Here is a 24,220-nt window from a genome sequence, read left to right on the forward strand (position 1 = left end):
CCCGCCGGCGGCCAGGCGTCGGAGCCGGGCCGCCGGCGGGCACGCGCGGCACCGAGACCGCGCCCGTGCCGCGCATCGATCCCGACGACGAGGGCGGGGCCACCGACGGGGCGCTGCGCGACGCCTGGTCCTCCGTCGGCGAGGTGGAGGAGCTCGAGGCCCCGCTGAGCGCGCCGCCCGGCACCCGCAACCAGGGCTGGCTGCTCGTGCGCCCCGAGGACGGCGACCCGCTGCTCGCGACCGACGGCCTGCACGCCGGGGAGGGGGTGGCGGCGCTCGGTCCCGGGGCCGAGGTGTTCATCGTCGACCCCGACGCCGGCACGGACTCGTGGCGGTTCGCGCTGCTGGCGGCCGTCGCCCGGCGGGTGCGGGCGAGCGGGCTGCACCTGCCCGCCGAGCTGGAGCGCTACGGCACGCTGTCCATGGCGCTCGCGGGCGTGCCCGCGCCGACCGGCTGGCGCTCCGGCGACGACCGCGTCGGCGTCCTGCTCGGGCTGCCGGAGCCGACGCTGCCGCAGGCGGTCGCGACCTCGGCGGGGGAGGTCGCGCTCGTCTCGGTGACGCCGCTGCGCCCCGCCGAGCTGCAGGAGATCATCGACGGCGGCGGCACGGCCCGCGCCAGGGTCGCCGGCCGCCTCGCCGCGACGCCCGTCCGGGCGCGTCACGACCGGGACTGATCCGGTCGATCAGCGGGGCGCCGCTCCGTCGGCGACGTCGGCGGGCCGGGCCGCCGCGGCGCGCACCAGCGCCTCCGCCTCGCCGGCCAGCGCGCGCAGCCGCTCGAGGTCCACGGAGCCCGCCTTCCGCGGCGAGCCGCCCATCAGGCAGAAGGCCCCGATCGGCGTGCCGGCGCCGTCGCGGATCGGCACGCCCGCGTAGAACGGGGCGTGGATCAGCTGCAGGAAGGCGTTGTCCGCGAAGCGGGTGCTGCGCCGCGCGTCCTCCACGACGAGCGGGTCGCCGGTCTCGACCACCGCCTCGCAGTAGCTGAGGGACCGCGGCATCGACGCGGGCGCCGAGCCCGTGTGCGCGACGTGCCAGGTGCGGTCGCCGTCGAGGAGCGTGACCGCGGACTCGTCCGCGCCGAACTCCGCCTTCGCCCGCTCGACGATGCGCTGCAGCCCCGGCAGCTCCTGCCAGCGCGCGGCGTCGACGACCGCAGCCGTGTGGGTCCGCTCGAACCGCTCCGGCTCCGCACCGCTCGCGCCGCGACCGGCGAGGGAGGCGACGGCCACCGCGATCGGGGTCGCGAAGCGGCCGTAGAGGTCGTGGACGCGCTCGCCGCCGGCGAGCCCGCGGAGGCCGCCCGCCGGCACGAAGGCCACGCCCGGGCGCGACGCCGCGACGCGCTCGGTCGCCAGGTCGAGACGACGGGCGTGCCGGGCCGCCAGCGGGCCGAGCGATCGGATCCGCGCCGCCACGTAGACCTCGGGCACGCCCGCCACGACGATCGGCGCGGCCGGGCCGAGGCCGTCGCGCAGGACGTCGAGCAGCGCCGTCAGCCGGTCGCCCCACTCCGCGACCGGGGTGAGCGCGAGGGCGTCGTTCGAGCCGATCGCCACGACCGCGCAGTCGTAGCCGTCCGCCGCGCGACCCGCGACCCAGTCGGCCGCGGTCGCGGCGCTCATGGCGGCGTCGCCGACGTAGACCACCTCGCAGGCGCGGCCGGTCAGCGTGCGGACCCCGCGTGCCAGCTCGCCCGTCGGCGCCAGCTGGTGGCTCGAGACCCCCCAGCCGTGGACCAGCCCGTTGCCGACCAGCAGCACGCGCGTGAGGTCGTCGCCCGCCTCGGCCCGCACCACGGGCGCGTCGAGGGGCCGGACGAGCCCGCGGCGGCCGTGGTGCATCAGCGCCCAGCGCAGCCGGGCGGCTCGCCCGGCGAGTCCCGTCCTGCGCGGTCGCTCCGTCATGGGGGCGACCATGGCGCAGCCGGCCGCCCGCCCGCGGCCCCAGTCCCGGGGTGTGCACGCGTTCGCACCCCGGGACTGGGGCTCAGCAGGCGGGAGATCCCCGCGCAGGATTCCCGTGTCCGAGTGGGAGTGGAGGTGGGCGTGGTCCTCGCAGCACCGGTGGCGGAGCGTGCCGCCTCCCTCGAGGTCCGTCCCGACGCGCTGATGCCCCTGCGCCGTCCGGGCCGGCATCCCTTCAAGGTGCTGCTCTTCGGCGGCGGGGCCCTGGTCGGGTGGGGGCTGCTCGACCACGAGCGCGGGCTGCCGGGCCGGCTGGCCGACCGCCTGGTGCAGGACGGGGCGCGGGGCGTCGACCTCGACGTGGTCGTGGAGGAGGACCCGACGGGCTCGGCCGCGCTCGCGCGGCTCCACGGCGTCGGGCTGCCGCGGTACGACGGGGTCGTGGTGGTGCTCGGCGAGCGCCAGGGGCTGCAGCACGTCGGCAGGACGGCCTGGTCGCGCGAGGTCGAGGCGCTGACGCGGACGCTGCAGGCGGTGGCGGCGCCCTCCGCCCCGCTGCTCGTGCTCGACTCGTCGCGCTCGATGGTCGCGGTGTCCGCCTCGGGTCTGAAGCGGCTGCGCGCGGGCGCGGGCGCGGGCCGGCTCGCGCAGGTCGCGAAGGAGGTCTGCGGCGAGGGCCGCATCGGGTTCGGCGAGCTCGCCGTGCCCGCGAGCCCGCTCGGCTGGGGACGTCAGTTCGCCTCCGCCGACTACCGCGCCTGGGCGGGCACGATCTCGGACCGGCTGCTGCCCGCCCTGCTCGCGGCGGAGCAGGACGGGCGGGCGGACGCACCCCGTGCCCTCCGCGAGCTGCCGCAGGACGAGGAGTCCCGGCAGCACGCCGTCGACGCCCTGGGGCTCACGGCCGACGCGCGGGACGGCCTGCTCGACGGCATCGTGCGGCAGGCGCGCACGGCGTACCGCGCCGCCGCGGCCTACCTGACCGTCGTCGACGGCGACCGGGTCTGGCAGCGGGCGTCGACGCGCTCCGTGCTCGGCGAGGCGCCGCGGCACCTCGCGTTCTGCGGGCAGACGGTGCTGCGGGACGCCGCGACCGTGGTGCCGGACGCCCGGCTCGACCCCCGGTTCGGCGGGGAGGCGCCGCTCGTGCAGGGCGAGCCCGTCGCCTTCTACGCGGGCGAGCCGATCCACTCGCTCGACGGCCACCGGATCGGCGCGCTCTGCGTGATGGACGCGTCGCCGCGCACGATCGCGCCCGCGCAGCTGGGCGAGCTGCACGTGCTCGCGGGCCGCGTCGAGCGGGAGCTGTGGACGCGGAGCCGGCTGCGGGGCGGCTGACGCCGGCTCGGCCGACGGCTCAGTGGAAGCGGTGGTCCTGCGGGGCGAGGCGGGGCGCGCGGCGCGGCTGACCGCCCGCACCGGAGGCGAGGATCAGCCGGACGACCCGCTGCCGGTGACCCCGCCAGGGCTCGAGCAGCCGGAGCATCTCCTCGTCCTCGACCGTCCGCCCGGCGAGGGCGCGCCCGACGATCCCGGGGAGGTGCAGGTCGCCGATGCTCGGCGCATCGGCGTCGCCGTGCGCGCGCTGCGTCGTCTCGGCGGCGGTCCAGACGCCGACGCCCGGCACGCTGCGGAGCCGCTTCGCGACCTCGGCGCCGCCGCGCCCGAGCTCGAGGGTGCGCTCGAGGCCCGGGGCGACCCGGGTCGCCTCCATCACCGCTCGGGACCGCTTGGGGTCGACGCCCGCGCGGTGCCAGTCCCACGACGGCACGCGGCGCCAGAGCTCCGACGGCGGGCACACCCGCATGCCCGCGGGCGCGGGCCCCGGCGCGGCCTCCCCGTGCCGCGTGACGAGCCACGCCCACGAGCGGTGGGCGTCGATCGTGGCGACCTTCTGCTCCAGGATCGCGGCGAGCAGCATCTCGAACACCAGCCGGCACCGCGTCAGCCGGAGCCCGGGCGCGCGGCGCCGGGCCTCCGCGAGCCGGGGCGCGCTCGACAGGTCGAGGTCCGGCCAGTCGTCGCCGTCGCCGCAGAGCTCCGGGACCCCGTCGATCGCCCACTCGGCACCGGCGCCCCAGGCGTGCGCGTGCACCGAGCCGTCCGCGTGCTGCGCGAGCCGCAGCGTCGCGGCGCCCGCCGGGGTGCGGACCGTGCGCCAGATCACGGGCCGGTCGGGCTCGCGGCGGAAGGTCGGGTCGGCGCGCCCGCGGCGGAGCACCCGCACGGTCGCGACGAGGTCGACGGGCTGCGCGGGGGCGTAGACGGTGGTCAGCGCCTCCGCCTCCGCCGTCGCCGTGCCCGCCACGGCGACCAGGATACGAATCACACGGGTGTCGTCCGCGCCCGTGATCGCTCCCGTACCCTCGCGGGACGGCGTCTGCGGCTTGCTCGCGGGTGCGGGTCGTACCGTGCCCCGCATGGCCGACGACGAGCAGCAGCTGAAGGACCTGGTGGAGAAGGCGCGCATCGCGATCCTCACCACCACCGACCTCGAGGGACGGCTCGTGAGCCGCCCGATGGCGATGCAGGACCGGGACTTCGACGGGGACCTGTGGTTCTTCACCGAGGACCCGTCCCACAAGACCGACGAGGTGCGCGAGCACCCCGAGGTGAACGTCGCGCTCGAGGCCGGTCACGGCTGGGTGTCGCTGTCGGGCGCCGCCGAGGTGGTGAAGGACCAGGCCAAGATCGACGAGCTCTGGGACACCGGCGCCGAGGCGTGGTTCAGCGAGGGGCGCGACGACCCGAAGGTCGCGCTGCTGAAGGTGACCGCGCACTCCGCGGAGCTGTGGGCGCAGTCGAGCCCGACGCCCGTGGTGCTGCTGAAGTACGCCCGGGCCGCGGTCGGCGGGGGCAGGCCGAACGTCGGCGAGTCGAAGATCGTCGACCTGGAGGGCTGACGTGCGCGGGCTGGTCGCGGAGCACAAGGGCGAGCCCGCCGCGCTGCAGGACCGGCCGGCGCCCGAGGCGGCGGACGGCGAGGTGCTGCTCGACGCGGCCTGGTCGTCCCTCAACTACAAGGACGCCCTCGCGGTCGCGGGCCGCCCGGGCGTGCTGCGCTCCCTCCCCCTCGTCCCCGGGATCGACGTCGCCGGCACGACCCCGGACGGCGACGCGCTCGTCGTCACCGGGGCCGGGCTCGGCGAGCGCCGCGACGGCGGGCTCGCCGAGCAGGTCGCCGTGGAGGCCGTGACGGCCGTGCCCGTGCCGGACGTCTTCGGGCTGCGCGGCGCGGCTGCGATCGGCACCGCCGGCGTGACGGCAGCGCTCTCCGTGCTCGCCCTCGAGCGGGCGGGGATCCCGGACGGGCCGGTGCTCGTCACCGGCGCCGGCGGCGGGGTCGGCGGCTGGGCGATCGCGCTGCTCGCCGCCTCGGGCCGCGAGGTGCACGCGGCGACGGGTCGCGGGGACGAGCTCGGCGACCACCTGCGGGCGCTCGGGGCCGCGGAGGTCGTGCCGCGCCTCGACGCCGAGCCCGGGCGACCCCTGCAGACCGCGCGGTGGGCGGCCGTCGTCGACTCCCTGGGCGGGGCGCCGCTCGTGAACGCGCTCGCGCAGACGGTGCCGGGCGGCGCGGTCGCGGCCTGCGGGCTCGCCGCCTCCGCCGACCTGCCGGGGTCGGTGCTGCCCTTCATCCTGCGCGGCGTGACGCTGACCGGGATCTTCTCGGTGGACCTCGTGCCGACGCTGCGGCTGGCGGCCTGGGACCTGCTCGCGTCCCGGCTCGACCCGGCACACGTGGACCGCATGGTCGAGCGCGAGATCGGTCTCGCCGACGTGCCCGCCGCCGCGGACGACGTGCTGGCCGGCCGCGTCCGCGGCCGCGTGCTCGTCGACCCGACCCGCTGATCCCGCGGATCCGCAGTCCTCCCGCGGATCCGCGATTCCGCCCCGACACGCCGTGGTTCGACGCCGGAGCCCGGCGTGTCGGGCAGTTCTTGCGGATCCGCGAGGGGTCGTGGGCGGGGGAGGATGCCGGGCATGAGCGTGACGGAGCGGGATCCGGACCTGATCGACTGCGCGGCGGGCGGGCCGGCGCAGCTGCTCGAGCCGCGGGAGGTGCCGCTCGGCGGCCCTCGCGCCATGCGGGTGCAGCGCTCCCTGCCGCAGCGGTCGCGCTCGCTGATCGGCGCGTGGTGCTTCGTCGACCACTACGGGCCGGACGACCTGGCCGAGCGCGGCGGGATGCACGTGCCCGGCCACCCGCACACCGGGCTCGCGACCGTCACCTGGCTGTTCGAGGGCGAGGTCGAGCACCGCGACACGACCGGCGCCGCCGTCGTGGTGCGCCCCGGCGAGGTGAACCTGATGACCGCTGGCCGCGGCGTCGCCCACTCCGAGCACTCCGCGGCCGGCACGACGGTGGTGCACGGCGCCCAGCTCTGGTTCGCGCTGCCGGACGGCGCCGCGGAGGGCGGTCGCGCGCTGCAGCACGCGGTGCCGCAGGTGCTCGTGCACGACGGCGCCGAGGTGCGGGTGTTCGTCGGGGACTGGCTGGGCTCGACGGGCGCGCCGCACGCGCCGTCCCCGCTGATCGGGGCGGAGGTGCGCATCGCCGCCGGCCGCACCTGGCGGGCGCCGATGGACCCCGCATTCGAGGTCGGGCTGCTGGTCGACCTCGGCGAGGCGGAGTCGGAGGGCATCCGCGCCGGCCGCTCGGGGTTGATCGCGCTGCCGCCCGGGCGCTCGGAGGTCGTCGTGACGGCGGGACCGACGAAGCTGCGCCTGCTGGTGCTCGCCGGCGAGCCCTTCCCGCACGACGTGGTCATGTGGTGGAACTTCGTCGGCCGCACCCACGACGAGGTCGTGGCGGCGCGGGCGGACTGGCAGCAGCAGGTGGAGCAGCAGCGCACGAGCGGCTCGGCCGACGGGCGCTTCGGCCCGCACCCGGACGCGTGGGACGCCGTGCTGCCCGCACCCGAGCTGCCGACCGTGCGGCTGCGCCCCCGCCGCCGGAGCTGACCGACGCCCGCCCTGCGGCGCGCTCAGGCGTGCAGGTCCTCCACCGCCACCTCGAGCTCGCCGTCGCCGCCGAGGACGGCGCCAACCAGGCGCTGCGCCTCCCAGCCCAGTCGGGCGAGCACGCGCAGGCCGCTGCGGCGCAGCACGAGGCGGCCGTCGTCGGCGCCGTACCGGTCGCGGAGGTCGTCGAGCTCGCTCGCGCGGACCAGCGCCACCGTGTCGCCGCGCTCCGGCTCGACGAGGCGGGCGAGCGCCGAGGGGCCGGTCAGGTCGGTCGCGACGACCTTGCGCCCGCTCGCGCCGAGCACGGTCTTCTGCGCGGCCCGCGTGATCACGAGGGGCCGCCGAGCGCCCTCCAGCAGCGTGCCCAGCACCCGCTCCGCCGCGTCCGGCCGGCCCGTCTCGGCCGCCGCGTCCCTCATCCGCGCGAGCCGGCCCGGCTCGGCGAGCAGCCGGTCGATCTTCCAGCCGATCGTCGAGGCGGTGTTGCACCGCACCGCGGCGCCCTGCTCGAGCAGGTAGTCGCCGTTGCGCACCTCCTGGCCCGGGATGGGGTTCACGAGCACCATCGGCAGCCCGGCGGCCATGCACTCGGAGGCCGACAGGCCGCCCGGCTTGCCCACGAAGAGCGACGCGCGCCGCAGCAGCGACGGCATCTCGGTCGTGTAGCCGAGCACCCGGTAGCGGTCGCGGCGCGGGGCGACGAGCTGCTCGATGCGGGCCCGCAGCTCCTCGTTGCGGCCGCAGACCACCGTGGCGGTGAAGTCGGCGGTCATGTGCAGCGTCTGGCGCACGACCGCGGTGGCGTAGTCGCCGCCCGCGGCCCCCGCGCTGATCAGCAGCATCGGCGGGCCGTCCTCGACCGGCACCGGCGGTGCGGCGGTGATCGGGATGCCGGAGGCGGTGATCCGGTCGCCCGGCAGCCCGAGGTTCGTCAGCTGCACCCGGCCCTCGTCCCGGGCGACGAAGAAGGCGTGGAAGGCGCTCGTGAGCCAGAGGCCCTGGAAGTCGTAGTCGGTCGTGACGACCGCGGTGCGGGCGGTGAGGGCGCCGCGCAGCAGCAGGGAGGCGACGAGGCCCGCCGGCAGGAAGTGGGTGCAGACGATCGCGGTCGGGGCGAAGCGGCGGATCTCGCGCAGGGCGGGCAGCGCGTTCGCGCGCGTCCACGGGTCGATCGGGCCGCGGCGGCGGAAGGGCGGGTCGCTGACGTCGTAGCCCCACTCGACCAGCCACGGCACCCCGTCCGCGAGGACGAAGTACCCCTTCGACAGCAGGTCGCGGTACAGCACGCTCGACACCTGCAGCACGTCGAGCACCCGCACCTCGTCGACGTCCGGCCGCTGCGCCGCCACGCGCCGCAGCGCCTCCGCCGCGCTGTTGTGCCCGGACCCGACGCCGGCGGACAGGATCAGCAGCCGCTCGCCCACATGTCCATTTTGAAGGTGATCCGGTCCCCCAGCCCCGGAACACCTCGGGCGAGGGACCGGATCACCTTCAAAACGGACCTAGGCGGGGCGGAGGGCGGCGAAGACGCGCTGCGCGACCTCGTCCACCGTGCCGGTGCCGTCGACCCGGCGCAGCAGCTGCAGCTCGTCGTAGACGTCGAGCAGCGGCTTGGTCTGCTCCGCGTAGACCCGCAGCCGCACCCGGAACGCCTCGACCGTGTCGTCGGGCCGCCCGTCGAGCGCCGCGCGCGCCGCCATCCGGCGCGCCGTCGTCTCCTCGTCCGCCTCCAGCACGAGCACGGCGTCGAGCTCGGTGTCCTGCTCCGCCATCCAGCGGTGCAGGAAGTCGAGCTGCGGCAGCGTGCGCGGGTACCCGTCGAGCAGGAAGCCCTCGGCGCAGTCGGCGCGCGACAGCCGCTCCACGACGATCCGGTTGGTCAGCGCGTCGTCGACGTACCGGCCGGACGCCATCACGTCCCGCACCTCGCGGGCGAGCTCGCTCTGCGACGCCTGCATCGCCCGGAACATGTCGCCGGTCGAGATCGCGGGGATCTCGAGACCGCTCGCGAGGATCGCGGACTGGGTGCCCTTGCCGACGCCCGGCGGCCCCATGATCAGCAGCCGCACGGGCTCAGGCCTTCTGCCCGGCGAGCGCCAGCCACGTGTCCACGACGGTGTCGGGGTTCAGCGACATGGTGTCGATGCCCGCCTCCAGCAGCCACTGGGCGAGGTCGGGGTGGTCCGACGGGCCCTGGCCGCAGATGCCGACGTACTTGCCGCGGGCCTTCGCCGCCTCGATCGCGAGCCCGAGCATGTGCTTGACCGCGGGGTCCCGCTCGTCGAAGCCGGCCGCGACGAGCGCGGAGTCCCGGTCGAGGCCCAGCGTCAGCTGCGTCATGTCGTTGCTCCCGATCGAGAACCCGTCGAAGTGGTCGAGGAAGCGGTCGGCCATCACGGCGTTCGACGGCAGCTCGCACATCATCATCACCTGCAGGCCGTTCTCGCCGCGCTGCAGCCCGTTCGTGCCGAGCAGGTCGATCACGCCGGCGGCCTCGTCGAGGGTGCGTACGAACGGGATCATCAGCTTCAGGTTCGTGAGCCCCATCTCGTCGCGGACGATCTTCATCGCCTCGCACTCCATGGCGAAGCACTCCGCGAAGTCCTCCGACAGGTACCGGGAGGCGCCCCGGTAGCCGATCATCGGGTTCTCCTCGTGCGGCTCGTACAGCTCGCCGGCCACGAGGTTCGCGTACTCGTTGCTCTTGAAGTCGGAGAGCCGCACGATCACCGGCTGCGGCGCGAACGCCGCGACGATCGTCGAGACGCCCTCGACGACCCGCTGCACGAAGTACTGCCGCGGGCTCGAGTACGCCTTGATCCGCTCCTGGATCTCGCTGCGGACCGGCTCGGGCACGGACTCGGGGTCGCGCTCGAGGTCGAGCAGCGCCTTCGGGTGGATGCCGATCTGCCGGTTGATGATGAACTCCAGCCGCGCGAGACCGACGCCCCTGTTCGGCAGCCGCGAGAACGCGAACGCCTGGTCGGGGGTGCCGACGTTCATCATGATCTGCACCGGGATGTCGGGCATCGACCCGAGCGACGTCTCCTCGACGGAGAACGGGATGTCGCCGTCGTAGACGAAGCCGGTGTCGCCCTCCGCGCACGACACCGTCACCTCTCGGCCGTCGGCGAGGTCCGTCGTCGCCGAGCCCGTGCCGACGACCGCGGGGATGCCGAGCTCGCGGGCGATGATGGCCGCGTGGCAGGTGCGCCCGCCGCGATTCGTGACGATCGCGCTCGCGCGCTTCATGATCGGCTCCCAGTCGGGGTCGGTCATGTCGGCGACGAGGACCTGGCCCTTCTCGAACGAGGCCATCTGGTCGATCGACGACAGCACCTTCACCGGGCCCGCGCCGATCTTCTGGCCGATGGCGCGGCCGTCCACGAGCACGCTCCGGCCCGACGCCTTCCCCTCCAGGCGGTAGCGACTCGAGGTCGTGCCGTCCTTGCGCGACTGCACCGTCTCCGGCCGCGCCTGGAGGATGTAGATCAGGCCGTCGACGCCGTCCTTGCCCCACTCGATGTCCATCGGGCGGCCGTAGTGGTCCTCGATCGTCATCGCCTGCTTCGCGAGCTCGAGCACCTCGTCGTCGGTGATCGACAGCAGGCCGCGGTCCGCCTCGTCGACGTCGACGAACTCGGTCGTGCGCCCGACGGTCCGGTCCTCCGTGTAGACCATCTTGATCGCCTTGCCGCCGACCTGCCGCTTCAGGATCGCGGGCCGGCCCGCCTCGAGCGCCGGCTTGTAGACGTAGAACTCGTCCGGGTTCACCGCCCCCTGCACGACCGCCTCGCCGAGGCCGTAGGAGGCGGTGACGAAGACGGCGTCGGTGAAGCCGCTCTCGGTGTCCATCGTGAACATGACGCCCGAGGCGCCGACGTCGCTGCGGACCATCCGCTGCACGCCGGCCGACAGGGCGACGACGTCGTGCGCGAAGGAGTGGTGCACCCGGTACGCGATCGCGCGGTCGTTGTAGAGGGAGGCGAACACCTCGTGGATCGCGGTGAGGATCGCATCGATCCCGCGCACGTTCAGGAAGGTCTCCTGCTGCCCCGCGAAGGACGCGTCGGGCAGGTCCTCGGCGGTGGCGGAGGACCTGACCGCGAACGAGACCTCGTCGCTGCCGCCGGACAGCTCCTCGTAGGCGCTGCGGATCGCGGACTCCAGCTCCTCCGGGAAGCGCTGCTCGAGCACCGCCTCCCGGATCCGCTTGCCCACCCGCGCGAGCTCCTCCACGTCGTCGACGTCGAGGTCGCGCAGCAGGCCGTCGATCTTCTCCGACAGCTCCCCGCGGACGAACCGGCGGTACGCGTCGGCGGTCGTCGCGAAGCCGTTCGGCACCCGCACGCCGAGCTCCGACAGCGCCCCGATCATCTCGCCGAGCGAGGAGTTCTTGCCGCCGACCTGCTCCAGGTCGGGCAGCCCCAGATCGGCGAACCAGCGGACGTCGTCGCCGCTCGGGGTGCGGTGCGCGGTCGGCGCGGTCTCGGTGATGCTCATCGTCGAGCTCCTTCTCGTGGAGGGTTCCGGGTTCGGGGTCAGGTGCGGCCGAGATGCTGGAGGATCACGGTCGACATCTCCTCGACGCTCTTGGCGGAGGAGTTCACGGTCGGGATCCGCTGGGCGCGGAAGAGCTTCTCGGCGCGCTTCAGCTCCCACGTGCACTGCTCGATCGAGCTGTAGGTGCTGTCGGGCTTGCGCTCGTTGCGGACCTGCGACAGCCGCTCCGGCGTCGTCAGGATGCCGAAGCAGCGGGTGCGCAGCGTCGCCACCGGCGCCGGCAGGTCGAGGCCGGTCAGGTCCTCCGGCACCAGCGGGTAGTTCGCGACGAACACGCTGTGCTGCAGGGCGAGGTACATGGTCGTCGGCGTCTTGCCGCAGCGCGACGGCGCGAGCAGGATCACGTCGGCGTCGGCGTACTGCCGCATGCTCTCGCCGTCGTCGTGCTCGATCGCGTACTCGACCGCCTTCATGCGGCGGTCGTAGCGGCGCTGGTCGCCGAGGCCGTGGGCCTGCACCGCGAGGTGCAGCGCGGACGTCCCGAGCAGGTCCTCCAGCCGCCCGAGGTGGCTCGTGACGAAGTCGATGATCGGCGCGCGGCTCATCCCGAGCACGGCGCGGATCGTGTCGTCCGCGATCGTGGTGAAGACGATCGGCTGCCGCGGTCCGTCCATGGCGGCGTCGAGGATCGAGACCGCGCGGCGTGCGTCCTGGATCGAGTGGATGAAGGGGATGCGCTTGCGCTCGAAGACGATGCCCGGGAACTGCACGAGCAGGGCGTTGCCCATGGCCTCGGCGCTGATGCCGGTGGACTCCGCGACGAAGTAGACGGGCACGGGTGCGTCGGCCTGCGGCGTCTCCGCCGGGGACTCCTGCTGCACCGTCACGGCCGCTCCTGCCGGGCCGCGTCATCGCGGCTCGGGCCGATGCTACGCCGAAGGGCCCTCCGGTTGCATCCGTCAACCGTGCGCTCCGGCGATGGGTCGCGGGTGCCGACCATGGGTGCGCGCTGAGCGTCGCTGCGCAGGATCCTCGGAAGCGAGGATCCTCCGTCCTCTCTTGGCGCCCGCGGCGGACGGTGGCGGGATGCGCCCCGCCCCGCCCGCCCTCGTCCGCCGCAGCGCGATCGCCGTGATCGCGCTCGTGTGGGCGTGCGCGATCGCCGTGATCGCGCTCGTGTGGGCGTGCGCGATCGCCTACCGCCTGGGCTGGTGGCGCACCGGGGCCGTCGACCTCGCCTGGGACGCGTTCGCCCGCCCCGCCGCGGGCGCCTTCGGGCGGCACCTGTCCGCGCTGCTCGCGATCGTCGGCACGGGCGTGCCCGCGCTGCTCGTCGCGGCCGGCGTCGTCCGGCTGGTCCTGCGGCGCCGCGGGCGGGCGTGGGCGATCGCCGCGGGGTCGATCGTCGCGGTCAGCGAGCTGCAGGTCCTCGCCGTGAAGCTGACCGCCGGGCGGCCGCGGCCGGACAGCGCGCTGGGCTGGCACCAGTCGTTCCCCTCCGGGCACACCGCGAACGCCGCGGTGATGGCCGTGCTGGTGTCGGCGCTGCTGCTGAAGGGGCGGTGGCGCCTCCTGCCGGCGCTCTGGCCCGTGCTCATGGCGTGGAGCCGCACGGTGCTGCACGCCCACTGGCTGAGCGACGTGGTCGCAGGCGCGGCGCTCGGCTCCGCGACGACCCTGCTCGGCCTCGCGATCGCGGCCGCGGTGCTCCGGTCGCGCCGTCAGCCGCCGGGGTGGCGCGGAGCGCGCGCGAAGACGGAGAGCACGGCGACGGCGACGGGGAGCACGGCGCCTGCGAGCACGGGCAGCACGTACTCCCCCGTCAGGTCGTGCCCGAGCGCGAGCAGGATCGGCCCGAACGCGGTGGAGGCGAGGCCGACGCCCGTGGACACGCCGCGGATCACGCCGATGTTGCCGGCGCCGTAGTAGCGCACGTAAGCGGCCGCCTCGATGCCGCGCAGGCTGCCCGACGCGGCCCCGAGCACCAGGCCGTAGAGGAGCGCCGTCCAACCGGGCGCCACCGCGGGCAGCAGCAGCATCGCGGTGGCGAGCGTCACCATCGAGATCGTCACCCCGAACTTCGGCGCGATCCGATCCGACAGCGCGCCGGTGAGCAGGGTCGCCGCGATGCCGGTGACGGTCTGCGGCAGGAAGTTCACCGCGGCCTCGGCCGGTGTCAGGCCCTGCGCGCCGAGCACCGAGATCTGGTGGAACGCGAGCGCGGTCCCGATCATCGCGGAGGTCGCGAGCCCCGAGGCGATCACCCAGAACATGCCGGTTCGCACCGCCTGGGGCAGCGTCCACTCGAGCGGCGCGTCCTCGGCGGGCCGGTCGATCACGGCCGGCCTCCGGGTCCGAGGCAGCGCCAGCGCGATCCCGACGACCACGACCAGCACCGCGAGCGCCTCGAGCCGCCAGGCGGTGCGGATGCCGGCCGCCCCGATCAGGGACTCGACGAGCACGGGCGCCAGCGAGATGCCGCCGGAGCCGACGCCGGAGGCGATCCCGAGCGCGAGCCCCCGCCGCTCCGTGATGGAGCGTGCGACGAGGGTGGTCGCGGCGAGCGAGAGGGCGCCCTGGCCCGCCATCCGGACCCCGACGAAGCCGGCGGTGACACCGACGATGTCGGTCGCGACGCTGAGTCCGGCGAGGAAGGCGGCGAAGACGACCCCGATCACGACGGCCATGCGCCGGACGCCGAAGCGGTCGAGCGCCCGGCCGGTGAGCGGCAGCACGGCGGCGCCGATCAGCGTGCCGATCGCGTAGCTCGTGGACACCGCGGTCCGGCTGACCCCGAGCTCGGCGATCAGCGGGTCGGTGAAGACGGAGAGCCCGGCGGTCTGGCCCGGCGCCGAGAAGGCGGCGAGCACCCCGCCGGCGGCGACGATCCCCGTCCAGGTGCCGCCGGTCGGCAGCCGACGTGCGCGTCGAGGAAGCGGCGGCGCGACGGGGTCGGCCGGCGGTGGTGGGTCGACCGGCGGCAGCCCGCCGTCCGCGGGACCGGAGGACGGCGCCGCACCGCTCTCGTCGTCGACCACCGCGGAGCGACGCTACGGGGCGGCGCCTCCGTGCATCCCGGGCGGCCGCGACCACCCCGTCGACCGGGAGTCCCCCGCACGATGGCTGGGAGCCCGTCGTCCAGCGCCTCGTTCCGGGTCCGCGTGGATGCCGAGGGTCGGAGGATCGCCGCATGAGCCAGTACGAGAAGCGCGACCCGCAGACGATGTACCCCGCGCCGCCGTTCCCGAAGCAGGAGCAGTCGCTGCCCGGGGCCGCGTGGAAGATGGACCCGGAGCCGGACCACGGCGAGCAGAGCTACGTCGGCCGCGAGCGGCTCACCGGCTATCGCGGCATCGTCACGGGCGCGGACTCGGGCATCGGCCGCGCCGCCGCGATCGCGCTGTCGCGCGAGGGCGCGGACCTGGTGCTGTCCTACCTGCCGGACGAGCAGGAGGACGCCGAGGCGGTGCGCGACCTGCTCGAGGGCGAGGGGCGTCGCGCGATCCTCTTCCCGGGCGACATCTCCGACGAGCAGTACTGCAAGGACCTGGTGCAGAAGGGCGTCGACGAGCTCGGCGGCCTCGACACCCTCGTGATGGTCGCCGGGCGCATGAAGAGCAACGACGACATCCTCACGCTCGACACGGACGCGATCGACTCGACCTTCAAGACGAACATCTACTCGCTGTTCTGGCTGACGAAGGCCGCGGTCCCGCACCTCGAGCCGGGGTCGACGATTGTGACGACGGGCTCGACGCAGGCCTCCACCCCGTCGCCGGACAAGGTCGACTACGCCGTCTCGAAGGGCGCGATCAAGATCTTCACGCAGGCGATCGCGCAGCAGCTGGCGTCGAAGGGCATCCGGGTGAACTCGGTCGCGCCCGGGCCGGTGTGGACGCCGCTGCAGCCGGGCTCGGACGACGCCGAGACCGTGTCGTCGTTCGGCGAGGGGTCGCCGCTCGGCCGCCCGGGCCAGCCGGCGGAGCTCGCGGCCGCGTACGTGCACCTCGTCAGCCCGGAGTCGAGCTACCAGACGGGCTCGACGGTCGCGATCGCGGGCGGCATGCCCGTCTTCTGACCCCGCGTGCACCGCGGACTTGCCGCTTCTTGCGACTTTGGCGGCGTGTCGCCCGCAAGAAGCGGCAAGTCCGCGTTCCGCACGTTCAGCCGGTGAGCGGGTCGGCCGCACTGCCAAGTGACTCGATGTGCCGCGCGAGGCGCTCGAGGTCCTGCCGGACCGTCTCGACGTCTCGGGCGAACTCCTCGTCCGTCAGCTCGATCTGCCGGACGGTGAAGAGCAGCTCGGACCCATCGGGGTGCGGGAGCACTCGGAACGGGTTGTGCACGACCGTCCCCGACGGGAGCGTCACGTCGTGGTCGAGCACCCCGAGCGCGTTGCGCGCCACGAACCGCACGCGCACCGAGCCCATCGGGGAGTCGACGACGAGGTGGTCCCCCTCGACGCGGACCCCGCTCGTCGCGAGCCCCGAGGCCCAGACCGGGAGGTTCGCGACGTCCGACGCGAAGTCGTAGACGGCCGACGGATCAGCGTGGACGACCTGCCCGACGTGGCGGCTCGGGACCTCGCGCTCGTGCGGCATGTCCCGACGCTAGGACAGCGCTCCCAACAGCGGTCAGGCCGACTCGCGCAGGAGCAGGTGGTGCTGGACCGTCCGCTGCGGGGTCGGGAGCGGAGCGGCGTCCGCGAGCGCGACCGCGAGGTCGAGCGCGGCCGCTGCGACCTCGTCCAGGTCGACGGCGAGGGTCGTGAGCGTCGGCGCGACCAGTCCCCCGAGGTCGAGGCCGTCGAAGCCGGTCACCCGCACGTCGCCCGGCACGTCGACGCCGGCGCGACGGCAGGCCGACAGCGCGCCGAGCGCCATCACGTCGTTGAAGGCGAGGACCGCGTCGGGCCGCGGCCCGTCGGCGAGCAGCCGCGTCGTCGCGTCCGCCGCACCTTCCGCGGTCATCGCCACGTCGGGCACGATCCGCACCGCGATGCCGCGCCGCGTGCACGCCGACTCGAGCAGCGCGCCCCGGGGGCTCGGCGGCCCGGTCCTCGGGTCCAGCACCGCGGCGCTCACGATGCCGACGCCCCGCAGGTGGTCGGCGAGCGCCTCGACCGCGGCCGACCGGTCGAGCACCACCGAGGGCGCATCACCCGGGTCGGCGGGATCGAGGAGCACGACCGGGACGGGGCCGACGCGGTCGACCCAGTCGGCCGCACGGCCGCCGAGGTAGCCCACCACGACGTCGGCCTGCGCGCCGAGGGCCTCGAGCATCCGACCCGCGTCGCCCGCGAGCCCCGCGTCCGCCAGCAGCACGTTCCAGCAGAGCCCCGCCGCGCGCCGCACGACGGCGGCCGCGAGCGCCGGGGAGTACGGGTTGCGGAGGTCGTCGACCACGAGGCCCAGCTGCCGCTCGCCGCCGGTGACGAGCCCGCGGCCGAAGCGCGACGGCCGGTACTGCAGCGCCTCCGCCGCGGCCAGCACCCGCTCGCGGGTCGTCGCGCTGATGCCCGGCATCCCGTTCATCGCCCGGGTCACCGTCTGCCGGGAGACGCCCGCGGCGGCCGCGACGTCGAGGATCGTCGCGCGGCCGCCGGGGCCGCTCAGTCGCGCAGGTCCAGCCACGCGACCTGCTCGGGCGTCAGCCGGATCGTGAGCCCCTGCATGGAGGAGCGCGCCTCGGCGATCGACCGCGGCCCGAACAGCGGGAACGTCGGGAACGGCTGCGCCAGCACGTAGGCCAGGGCGACCGCCGTGGCGGGCACACCCAGCTCCTGCCCGAGCGAGGTCGCCCGCGCGAGCCGCTCGAAGTTCGCGTCGCTGTAGTAGCAGCGCACGAGCTCCGCGTCGCCGGTGAAGCCCGGCCGGGCCCGCGCGAAGAACCCGCGCGCCTGGCTGGACCAGGGCAGCAGCGGCACCCGCCGCTCCTCCAGCCACGCCTTCGACGCCGGGTCCGTGACGTGGCGGCACCCCTCCCACGGCACGTCGTACGCCTCCGCGAGCCCGAAGTGGTTCGACAGGATCGAGGGCAGCACGCGGCCGTTCGCCTCCGCGTACGCCACCGCCTCGTCGAAGCGGTCGAGCCCCCAGTTGGAGAAGCCGTAGACGCGGATGCGCCCGGCGCGCACGTGCTCGTCGAGCACGTCGACGAACTCCCCGACCGGCACGTCGAGGTTGTCGCGGTGCATCAGGTAGACGTCCGCGTAGTCCGTGCCCTGCCGGTCGAGGCTCTCGAGCAGCTGGCTCGTCAGCGACGCGGGGTCGCAGTGCGGCGTGTGCGCGCCCTTCGTGATGACGACCACGTCCTCGCGGATGCCGCGGTTCGCGATCCACCTGCCGAGCCGCCGCTCCAGATCGCCCTGCCCGTAGATGTACGCGGTGTCGAAGGCGTTGCCGCCCTGCTCCACGAAGTGGTCGAAGAGGGCGGAGGCGTGGGCGAGGTCGGGCTGGTTGTCCACGCCCATGATCAGCCGCGACATCCGCTTGCCGAGACCCGGGATCTCCCCGGTCGGCATGGCCGCGTCGGGGTCGACCGACAGCGGGAGGCCGGAGACGGTGGGGATGTCGGCATCCTCCGCCTCGAACGGGTAGCGCAGCCCGATCGCCGCGCGCCACCGGTCGAGGGTGCGGGCCGCGGCGAGCGTCTCGTCCAGCGTCATCTCGGCGGCCTCGACCGCGCCGGTGCCGATCAGGGCGGCGGTCGCGGCGGTCTCGAGCGCGTAGGGCGCGTCGTGCGGGAACTCGAGCGAGCGCGGCTCCTCGTCCGTCACCGCGATCTCGATCGTCGGGGTGTCGCCGACGGCGTAGGGCAGCCGCAGGTGGATGCGGCCGCGGGAGCCGACGATCGTCGCGTCGTTCACGTCCTGCACCCGCACCCCGGTGCGGATCGTGGCGGTGACGCCGCCCGGGTAGACGAGGTCGGCGACCGCCCACTCGTCGACCCCGGTCGGGCCGATCGTGCCGGACGCGGTCAGCTCCGTCGGCTCGGCCACGGGCACGCCGGTCGCGGCGGCGGCCACGAGGGCGGCGAAGGTGAGCGGGTAGCAGCCGACGTCGAGGATCCCGCCGCCCGCGGTCGCCTGCTCGTAGAGCCGCCCGGTGCGCTCCTCGGCGCGGAAGGCGAAGGAGGCGTCGACGTGCCGCACCTCGCCGATCGCACCGCCGGTGATCAGGTCCACGAGCGCGGCCGTCTGCGGGTGGAAGCGGTAGACGAACGCCTCGACGAGCGGCACGCCGGCCTGCCGGGCGGCGTCGACGAGCACCATCGCGGTGCCGTGGTTGACGGCGAGCGGCTTCTCGCAGAGGACCGCCTTGCCGGCCTCGATCGCCTTCAGCACGAGGTCCGCGTGCCCCGGGTGGACGGTGGCGACGTAGACGGCGGTCACCCGGGGGTCCGCGAGCGCCTCCTCGTAGGTGCCGGCCGTGACGTCCGGCCACCCCGCGGCCTCGACCTCGTCCGCGAAGGCCCGCGCCCTGCCGGGATCGCTGCTGCCGACGGCGACGATCGCCCCGCCGGCCGCGTGGAAGTCGCGGAGGAAGGTGCGCGCGATCCCGCCGGGGCCGAGCACCGCCCACCCCGCACCGTGCTGGTCCTGTGTCGACATCGTCGTCCTCCACTCCGCCGTGAACGTTCACGACCGGACCCGACACTACCGCTCGAGCCCTCGGCGTTCTAGCCGATAGGAGGCGCGAACCGCCGAGCCGCCGCGATCAGCGCAGGGGACCGGGGCTGCGGTTGCGGAGGTGCTCGTAGACGACGGAGGTGCGCACGTCGGCGACCTCGCGCCGCGAGGTGAGCTCGTCGACGACGAAGGCGTAGAGGGCCTGGTTGTCGGCGACGGCGACGTGCAGGGTGAAGTCCTCGGTGCCGGCCGTGACGAAGACGCCGAGGACCTCGCCGCGGCCCGCGGCCCAGTCGCGGAACGCCTCGATGCGGTCGCGCGACGGCGGCCGGATGCGGATCGCGATCAGGGCCTGCACGCCGCGGCCGATCGCCGCCGGGTCGACGTCGACGCTGGTGCCGCGGATCACCCCGCGCTCGACAAGCGCCCGGGTGCGGTCCAGCGCCGTCGTCGGCGAGACGCCGACCGCGGCGGCGACGGCCCTGTTGGTCTGCCGTGCATCGTCCTGCAGCGCCCGGAGGATGGCGGCGTCGATCGCGTCCACGTCCGCCATTCTCACCCATTTGCCGCACGTCGTCCGGCTCAGACCCGTGAGCGTCGAGCGTCGGGCTACCGTCCCCTGCGGATCGCAGGACGAAGGAGGAGCACATGACGGTGGGGTTCGAGCCGGACGAGATCGCGTTGGACGCCCCGACGCGGGCGGCGCGGCTGAAGTGGGTCGTCGTCCTGGACGCCGCCCTGCCCGCCGGTCGGGCCGCGAACGCCGCGATCTGCGTCGCGGCCGCGACCGCCGACCGGGTCGCCGGCCTGCTCGGCCCGGACGCGGAGGACCCCGACGGCGCCGCGCACCCCGGCCTGCCGTGGGCGGGCTGCTCGGTGCTCGGCGGCACGGCGGAGCAGCTGGCCGAGCTGCGACGGCGCGCGTCCGGCAGCGACGACGTCTTCGTCGCCGACATGCCGACCGCCGCCCAGGCGACCCGCGTGTACGCGGACTACCTCGAGCAGGTCCGGATCGATGGCGCGGACCCGCTCCTGGCCGTCAGCCTCGTCGGCCCGAAGAACCGCGTCGATCGGCTCACGAAGGGGCTCGACCTGCTCGCGTGACCGTACCGCGGAGCTCGACCGGGCGCTGCGTAGAGTGTGCGCACCCCTGCGGGTCCGCTGCGGGTGTGGGAGACGAACGGGTGAGGCCATGCCGGCTGCACGCCTCATCCCGTCACGCCCTCGCGCGGACCGGCGCTGACGCTCCGGCCGCGCCTCCCACACGGAGGACATCCCGTGCACACGCACCCCTCGCACCCGCCCGCAGCCCCGTCGCCGGCCGCGCGACGACTGCTCCTCGAGCACGACCGCCAGGTCCGCGGCAGCATCGCGCGCCGGCTCCCCGACGGCTGGTCCGCCTTCCCCGCCGATCGCGTGCTGCGGGTCCGCACCCCGCACCGCGGCTTCGCCTTCACCGACGGGCTGCACGGCCTCTCGGAGGACGAGGTCGACGATGCCGTGGCGTCGACCGTCGCCTTCTTCGCCGGCCACGGCGAGGGGTTCGAGTGGAAGGCCTACAGCCACGACCACCCCGCGCTCGTCCCGGCGCTGCGGCGCCACGGGCTCGTCGCCGATCCGACCGAGACCGTGCTCGTGGGCCCGACCGGCACCTTCACCGACGCCGGCGCCCCTCCCGACGGGGTCGGGCTGCGACGGGTGCGGCTGCGGGCGGACCTCGAGGCGATCGCGGCGCTGCAGAGCGAGGTGTGGGACGAGGACTGGTCCTGGCTCGCCGAGGACCTCGAGGATCGGCTGCGCTCGGCGCCCGACGACGTCGCGATCTGGGTCGCCGAGGTGGAGGGCCGCGCCGTGAGCACCGCCTGGTTGGTCCGGCTGCCCGGAACCGGGTTCGCCGGGCTCTGGGGCGGGTCGACGCTCGCCGCGTGGAGACGGCGGGGCGTGTACCGGTCCCTCGTCGCCGTCCGCGCCCGGCACGCGCAGCGGCTCGGCGTCCGTCACCTCTGGGTCGACGCGTCGGACGACAGCCGCCCGATCCTCGAACGACTCGGCATGACCGCGGTCGCCACGACGACGCCCTGGATCGCATCGCCCGGCGGGCACCCCTGATGTCTTCCGCAGCACCGCCCCCGCGGCTCGTCGTCGTCTGCGGCACGGGCGGAAGCGGTAAGACGGTGCTCGCCGACGCCCTGTCGCGCCGGCTCGGCATCGCCTGCCTGCACAAGGACGCGATCAAGGCGGCCCTCCACGACGCGGGCGTCGTCACCCCGCGCTCCTACGAGATCTTCCTGACCCTCGTGGAGCAGCAGATCGCGAACGGGGTCGACCTCATCGCCGAGGCCACCTTCCACGGGTCCGACGCCCCGGAGCTCCTGCGGCGATGGCAGCGCGCCTACGACCTCGACGTCGTCCGCGTGCTCTGCCGGGCGTCCGCGGCCACCCGGCGCACCCGCATCCTCATCCGCCCGCGTCATCCTGCGCACGCCGAGGCAGACCGGCAGCAGCTCGAGCGACCCGAGCCGATCGCGGCGTACTCGGCCTTCCCGGGCCGGCACGTCCTCGTCGACACCGAGCAGCCGCTCTCCGCGAGCCTCGAGGAGGTGCTCGCGGGGCTGCGCTGAGCCCGGCAGGCCGGGGCGGTCGACGGACCGACGGCGGCGCTACTCCACCGGATGCAGCGCGCGGGAGCGAAGGAGCTCGGACGCCTGCAGCCCCGCGCGCGCATAGGCGGAGACGGCGCCGGGGCTGCTGTGCACGACGAGCCGCTCGGCTCCCTCGCGGGATGCTGCGTCCACCGCCGCCTCGATGAGCCGGGTCCCGACCCCGCGTCCGCGGAAGGCCGGCAGCACGTACACGCTCTGCAGGTCCGCGGTCCGGCGCTGCAGTGCGCGAGGGCTCGGCACCCGGTCCGTGACGGCCAGCCACGCCATCCCCACGACCTCCGCGTCCGCCTCGGCCACGAAGCACCGGTGCGTCGCGGAGTGCGCTTGCGCCCAGGCGGCGAACTCCGCGATGAACACCGCCCGGGACATCGCGCTCGAGCGGCCGTCCTCCTCGACGATCCAGGCCCAGCGGAGCGCACCGGCGGACTCGTGGTCGGCCGCTCCAGCGGCCCGCACCCGCACCGGCGCCGCATCGACGTCGCCCGTGCCGCGAGGGGCGCTCACCTGGCGCGCGTCGCGGTCAGCGCCCGAAGCGCTGCATGTAGCCGGTGTCGGAGCCGCTGCTGCGACCGTCGAAGGCGCGGTCACGCGCCGCCTGGTCGCGCGCCTCCTCGCCGGTGACGCTCGATCCCGGCCGCCGGTACCCGTCCCAGCTGAGCAGACGACGCAGTCTCCGCCACATGGTGCGCACCTTCTCCCTCGGTCCGCGGATCATCCCACCTCCGGCCGCAGGGCACCAGCGGATCCGGAGGCCGCGCGGCGATCTCGGCTCAACCTCCGGCCTTCAGCTCCGGGAACTGGTCGTCCCGCCACTCGTCCGGCAGCCGCTCGCCCGCGGCCGCCGCGTCGGCCTCCCGCTGCCGCAGCTCGACCCGGCGGATCTTGCCCGAGATCGTCTTCGGCAGCTCGAAGAACTCGATCCGCCGCACCCGCTCGTACGGCGGCAGCCGCTCGCGGGCGTGCTTCAGGACGGCGAAGGCGGTGTCGCGGTCGGCCGCCCAGCCCGCGGCGAGCGCGACGTACGCCTTCGCGAGGTTGAGCCGCACGGGGTCGGGCGCAGGGACGACGGCCGCCTCCGCGACCGCCGGGTGCTCGATGAGCGCGCTCTCGACCTCGAACGGCGACACCTTGTAGTCGGAGGACTTGAAGATGTCGTCGGTCCGGCCGATGAAGGTGATGACGCCGTCCTCCTCGCGCCGCGCGACGTCGCCGGTGCCGTAGTAGCGCCCGGTCGTGCCCGCGCCGGTGCCGGGGACGCCGAGGTAGCCGGCCATCAGGAACGGCGCGCCCTGCTCGAGGTCCAGGGAGATCTCGCCCTCCTCGGCCTCCTGGCCGCTGATGGGGTCGACCAGCGCGATCGCGACGCCCGGCAGCGGGACGCCCATCGAACCGCTGCGCACCGGGCTGCCGGGGGTGTTCGCGATCGTCGCGGTCGTCTCGGTCTGCCCGTAGCCGTCGCGGATGGTGAGGCCCCAGGCGTCCCGCACGCGGTCGATGACCTCCGGGTTCAGCGGCTCGCCCGCGGACAGCGCCTCCCGCAGCGCCGTCGGCCGGCCGCGGAGGTCGGCCTGGATCAGCATCCGCCAGACGGTCGGCGGGGCGCAGAAGGTGGTGACGCCGGCCCGGTCGAGCCGCTCCCGCAGCACGACCGGATCGAACCGTGCGGCGTTCGAGACGAAGACGGTGGCCTCGGCGTTCCAGGGCGCGAAGAAGCAGCTCCAGGCGTGCTTCGCCCAGCCGGGCGAGCTGATGGCGAGGTGCACGTCGCCGGGGCGGAGCCCGATCCAGTACACGGTCGTCAGATGCCCGACCGGGTACGAGGTGCGGGTGTGCACGACCATCTTGGGGCGGCTCGTGGTGCCGGAGGTGAAGTAGACGAGGCAGGGGTCGTCGCTGCCGACCGCGACCTCCGGCAGCGGCGCCGCGGCGGCGGCCGCCTCCCCGTAGTCGAGCCAGCCGTCGACGGGACCGCCCACGGCGATGCGGGTGAAGCCGTCGAGGTCGGCGAACTTGCCGGTGTCGGCGGCGTTCGCGATCACGTGCTTCACGAGCCCGCGCTCGACCCGATCGGCGAGGTCGTGGGATGCGAGCACCGTCGTCGTCGGCAGGATGACGGCGCCGATCTTCATCACGGCGAGCATCGACTCCCACAGCTCGACCTGGTTGCCGAGCATGAGCATGACGTGGTCGCCGGGCCGCACGCCCTGCGCCGCGAGCCAGCCGCCGACCCGGTCGGAGCGCTGCCGCATCCCGTCGAACGAGAGGCGCTGCTCGCTGCCGTCCTCCTCGACGATCCAGAGCGCGGTCCGCTCGTTGCCGGCCGCGATGCGGTCGAACCAGTCGGTCGCCCAGTTGAACGCAGGTCCGACGTCCGGCCACCGGAACTCGGACGCGGCCCTCCGGTGGTCGTCCCGCAGCTCGATCAGGCGGTCGCGGCTGGCGCGGAAGACCCCGTCGGCATCCATGCGGCCATCATGCCGCTCGCCGCGCACGAGGGACCCGGCGCGCTCCGACCTGCAACGCGCCCGCGGTTCTTGGCGGCTCCT

At 74.9% G+C, this 24,220-nt stretch carries 23 protein-coding genes and 1 pseudogene; 10 read left to right on the top strand and 14 right to left on the bottom strand.

Annotation, left to right across the window (positions count from 1 at the left end; genetic code table 11):
• The coding region (locus tag ACFSBI_RS02490; protein ID WP_377931701.1) for a hypothetical protein at positions 1-677 on the top strand (677 nt) is incomplete at its 5' end.
• A 9-nt stretch (positions 678-686) separates the two neighbouring features.
• On the opposite strand, the gene ACFSBI_RS02495 is transcribed toward ACFSBI_RS02490, so the two are convergent.
• Complete coding sequence (locus ACFSBI_RS02495; RefSeq protein WP_377931703.1) at positions 687-1,910, bottom strand: GAF domain-containing protein; 1,224 nt, start codon at positions 1,908-1,910, stop codon at positions 687-689.
• A 141-nt stretch (positions 1,911-2,051) separates the two neighbouring features.
• Here ACFSBI_RS02495 and ACFSBI_RS02500 point away from each other — a divergent pair, with 141 nt between their 5' ends.
• On the top strand, positions 2,052-3,248 hold the full coding sequence (locus ACFSBI_RS02500; protein WP_377931705.1) for a hypothetical protein: 1,197 nt from the start codon (positions 2,052-2,054) through the stop codon (positions 3,246-3,248).
• 19 nt (positions 3,249-3,267) lie between these two features.
• On the opposite strand, the gene ACFSBI_RS02505 is transcribed toward ACFSBI_RS02500, so the two are convergent.
• A complete protein-coding gene (locus ACFSBI_RS02505; protein ID WP_377931707.1) occupies positions 3,268-4,218 on the bottom strand; it encodes a DNA-3-methyladenine glycosylase family protein in 951 nt (316 codons plus the stop codon).
• A gap of 112 nt (positions 4,219-4,330) precedes the next feature.
• Between ACFSBI_RS02505 and ACFSBI_RS02510 the strand changes: the two genes are divergently transcribed.
• From ACFSBI_RS02510 to ACFSBI_RS02520, 3 genes are all read left to right on the top strand, one after another.
• Complete coding sequence (locus ACFSBI_RS02510) at positions 4,331-4,813, top strand: pyridoxamine 5'-phosphate oxidase family protein (RefSeq protein ID WP_377931709.1); 483 nt, start codon at positions 4,331-4,333, stop codon at positions 4,811-4,813.
• Between the two features lies 1 nt (position 4,814).
• A complete protein-coding gene (locus ACFSBI_RS02515) occupies positions 4,815-5,762 on the top strand; it encodes an acrylyl-CoA reductase family protein (protein WP_377931711.1) in 948 nt (315 codons plus the stop codon).
• 132 nt (positions 5,763-5,894) lie between these two features.
• Positions 5,895-6,875, top strand: coding sequence for a pirin family protein (locus tag ACFSBI_RS02520; RefSeq protein WP_377931713.1), 981 nt, complete (start codon positions 5,895-5,897; stop codon positions 6,873-6,875).
• Between the two features lie 23 nt (positions 6,876-6,898).
• On the opposite strand, the gene ACFSBI_RS02525 is transcribed toward ACFSBI_RS02520, so the two are convergent.
• The 4 genes from ACFSBI_RS02525 to ACFSBI_RS02540 all read right to left on the bottom strand — a co-directional run bounded on the left by ACFSBI_RS02525 (position 6,899) and on the right by ACFSBI_RS02540 (position 12,268).
• The gene (locus ACFSBI_RS02525) at positions 6,899-8,302 is read right to left on the bottom strand and encodes an MGDG synthase family glycosyltransferase (protein ID WP_377931715.1); all 1,404 of its coding nucleotides are present in this window, start codon (positions 8,300-8,302) and stop codon (positions 6,899-6,901) included.
• A gap of 78 nt (positions 8,303-8,380) precedes the next feature.
• A complete protein-coding gene (locus ACFSBI_RS02530; protein ID WP_377931717.1) occupies positions 8,381-8,947 on the bottom strand; it encodes an adenylate kinase in 567 nt (188 codons plus the stop codon).
• Between the two features lie 4 nt (positions 8,948-8,951).
• Positions 8,952-11,381 (bottom strand): phosphoenolpyruvate synthase, encoded by a 2,430-nt coding sequence (gene ppsA / locus ACFSBI_RS02535; protein WP_377931719.1) that lies wholly within the window; start codon positions 11,379-11,381, stop codon positions 8,952-8,954.
• Between the two features lie 38 nt (positions 11,382-11,419).
• Complete coding sequence (locus ACFSBI_RS02540) at positions 11,420-12,268, bottom strand: pyruvate, water dikinase regulatory protein (protein ID WP_377931721.1); 849 nt, start codon at positions 12,266-12,268, stop codon at positions 11,420-11,422.
• Between the two features lie 199 nt (positions 12,269-12,467).
• Between ACFSBI_RS02540 and ACFSBI_RS02545 the strand changes: the two are divergent.
• Positions 12,468-13,061: pseudogene (locus ACFSBI_RS02545) on the top strand (phosphatase PAP2 family protein); the annotation flags it as partial.
• A gap of 41 nt (positions 13,062-13,102) precedes the next feature.
• Here ACFSBI_RS02545 and ACFSBI_RS02550 read toward each other — a convergent pair.
• Entirely contained in the window at positions 13,103-14,419 is a 1,317-nt protein-coding gene (locus ACFSBI_RS02550; protein ID WP_377931723.1) for an MFS transporter, read from the bottom strand.
• A 152-nt stretch (positions 14,420-14,571) separates the two neighbouring features.
• Between ACFSBI_RS02550 and ACFSBI_RS02555 the strand changes: the two genes are divergently transcribed.
• Positions 14,572-15,459: an SDR family oxidoreductase gene (locus ACFSBI_RS02555; protein ID WP_377931725.1), complete on the top strand. Its 888-nt coding sequence runs from the start codon at positions 14,572-14,574 to the stop codon at positions 15,457-15,459.
• Positions 15,460-15,544: 85 nt separating this feature from the next.
• Here ACFSBI_RS02555 and ACFSBI_RS02560 read toward each other — a convergent pair whose 3' ends face one another.
• The 4 genes from ACFSBI_RS02560 to ACFSBI_RS02575 all read right to left on the bottom strand — a co-directional run bounded on the left by ACFSBI_RS02560 (position 15,545) and on the right by ACFSBI_RS02575 (position 19,555).
• Positions 15,545-15,982: an SRPBCC family protein gene (locus ACFSBI_RS02560; RefSeq protein WP_377931727.1), complete on the bottom strand. Its 438-nt coding sequence runs from the start codon at positions 15,980-15,982 to the stop codon at positions 15,545-15,547.
• A gap of 33 nt (positions 15,983-16,015) precedes the next feature.
• On the bottom strand, positions 16,016-17,014 hold the full coding sequence (locus ACFSBI_RS02565; protein ID WP_377931729.1) for a LacI family DNA-binding transcriptional regulator: 999 nt from the start codon (positions 17,012-17,014) through the stop codon (positions 16,016-16,018).
• On the bottom strand, positions 16,993-18,993 hold the full coding sequence (locus tag ACFSBI_RS02570) for an aldo/keto reductase (protein WP_377931730.1): 2,001 nt from the start codon (positions 18,991-18,993) through the stop codon (positions 16,993-16,995). Before ACFSBI_RS02570 ends, ACFSBI_RS02565 begins: the two co-directional genes overlap by 22 nt.
• A gap of 106 nt (positions 18,994-19,099) precedes the next feature.
• Complete coding sequence (locus tag ACFSBI_RS02575) at positions 19,100-19,555, bottom strand: Lrp/AsnC family transcriptional regulator (RefSeq protein WP_377931732.1); 456 nt, start codon at positions 19,553-19,555, stop codon at positions 19,100-19,102.
• 104 nt (positions 19,556-19,659) lie between these two features.
• Here ACFSBI_RS02575 and ACFSBI_RS02580 point away from each other — a divergent pair, with 104 nt between their 5' ends.
• The 3 genes from ACFSBI_RS02580 to ACFSBI_RS02590 all read left to right on the top strand — a co-directional run bounded on the left by ACFSBI_RS02580 (position 19,660) and on the right by ACFSBI_RS02590 (position 21,632).
• Complete coding sequence (locus ACFSBI_RS02580; RefSeq protein ID WP_377931734.1) at positions 19,660-20,115, top strand: DUF2000 domain-containing protein; 456 nt, start codon at positions 19,660-19,662, stop codon at positions 20,113-20,115.
• 174 nt (positions 20,116-20,289) lie between these two features.
• The gene (locus ACFSBI_RS02585; protein ID WP_377931736.1) at positions 20,290-21,120 is read left to right on the top strand and encodes a GNAT family N-acetyltransferase; all 831 of its coding nucleotides are present in this window, start codon (positions 20,290-20,292) and stop codon (positions 21,118-21,120) included.
• Positions 21,120-21,632, top strand: a complete 513-nt coding sequence (locus ACFSBI_RS02590; protein WP_377931738.1) for a P-loop nucleotide/nucleoside kinase family protein — start codon at positions 21,120-21,122, stop codon at positions 21,630-21,632. The genes ACFSBI_RS02585 and ACFSBI_RS02590 overlap by 1 nt, the downstream gene beginning before the upstream one ends.
• 39 nt (positions 21,633-21,671) lie before the next feature.
• Here the strand turns inward: ACFSBI_RS02590 and ACFSBI_RS02595 are convergent, their stop codons facing one another.
• The 3 genes from ACFSBI_RS02595 to ACFSBI_RS02605 all read right to left on the bottom strand — a co-directional run bounded on the left by ACFSBI_RS02595 (position 21,672) and on the right by ACFSBI_RS02605 (position 24,139).
• On the bottom strand, positions 21,672-22,178 hold the full coding sequence (locus ACFSBI_RS02595) for a GNAT family N-acetyltransferase (RefSeq protein WP_377931740.1): 507 nt from the start codon (positions 22,176-22,178) through the stop codon (positions 21,672-21,674).
• Positions 22,179-22,194: 16 nt separating this feature from the next.
• Entirely contained in the window at positions 22,195-22,356 is a 162-nt protein-coding gene (locus ACFSBI_RS02600) for a hypothetical protein (RefSeq protein WP_377931742.1), read from the bottom strand.
• Positions 22,357-22,444: 88 nt separating this feature from the next.
• A complete protein-coding gene (locus ACFSBI_RS02605) occupies positions 22,445-24,139 on the bottom strand; it encodes an AMP-binding protein (protein ID WP_377931744.1) in 1,695 nt (564 codons plus the stop codon).
• Positions 24,140-24,220 lie beyond the last annotated feature (81 nt).

The organism is Amnibacterium endophyticum, assembly GCF_042680685.1.
GTDB classification, from domain to species: domain Bacteria; phylum Actinomycetota; class Actinomycetes; order Actinomycetales; family Microbacteriaceae; genus Amnibacterium; species Amnibacterium endophyticum.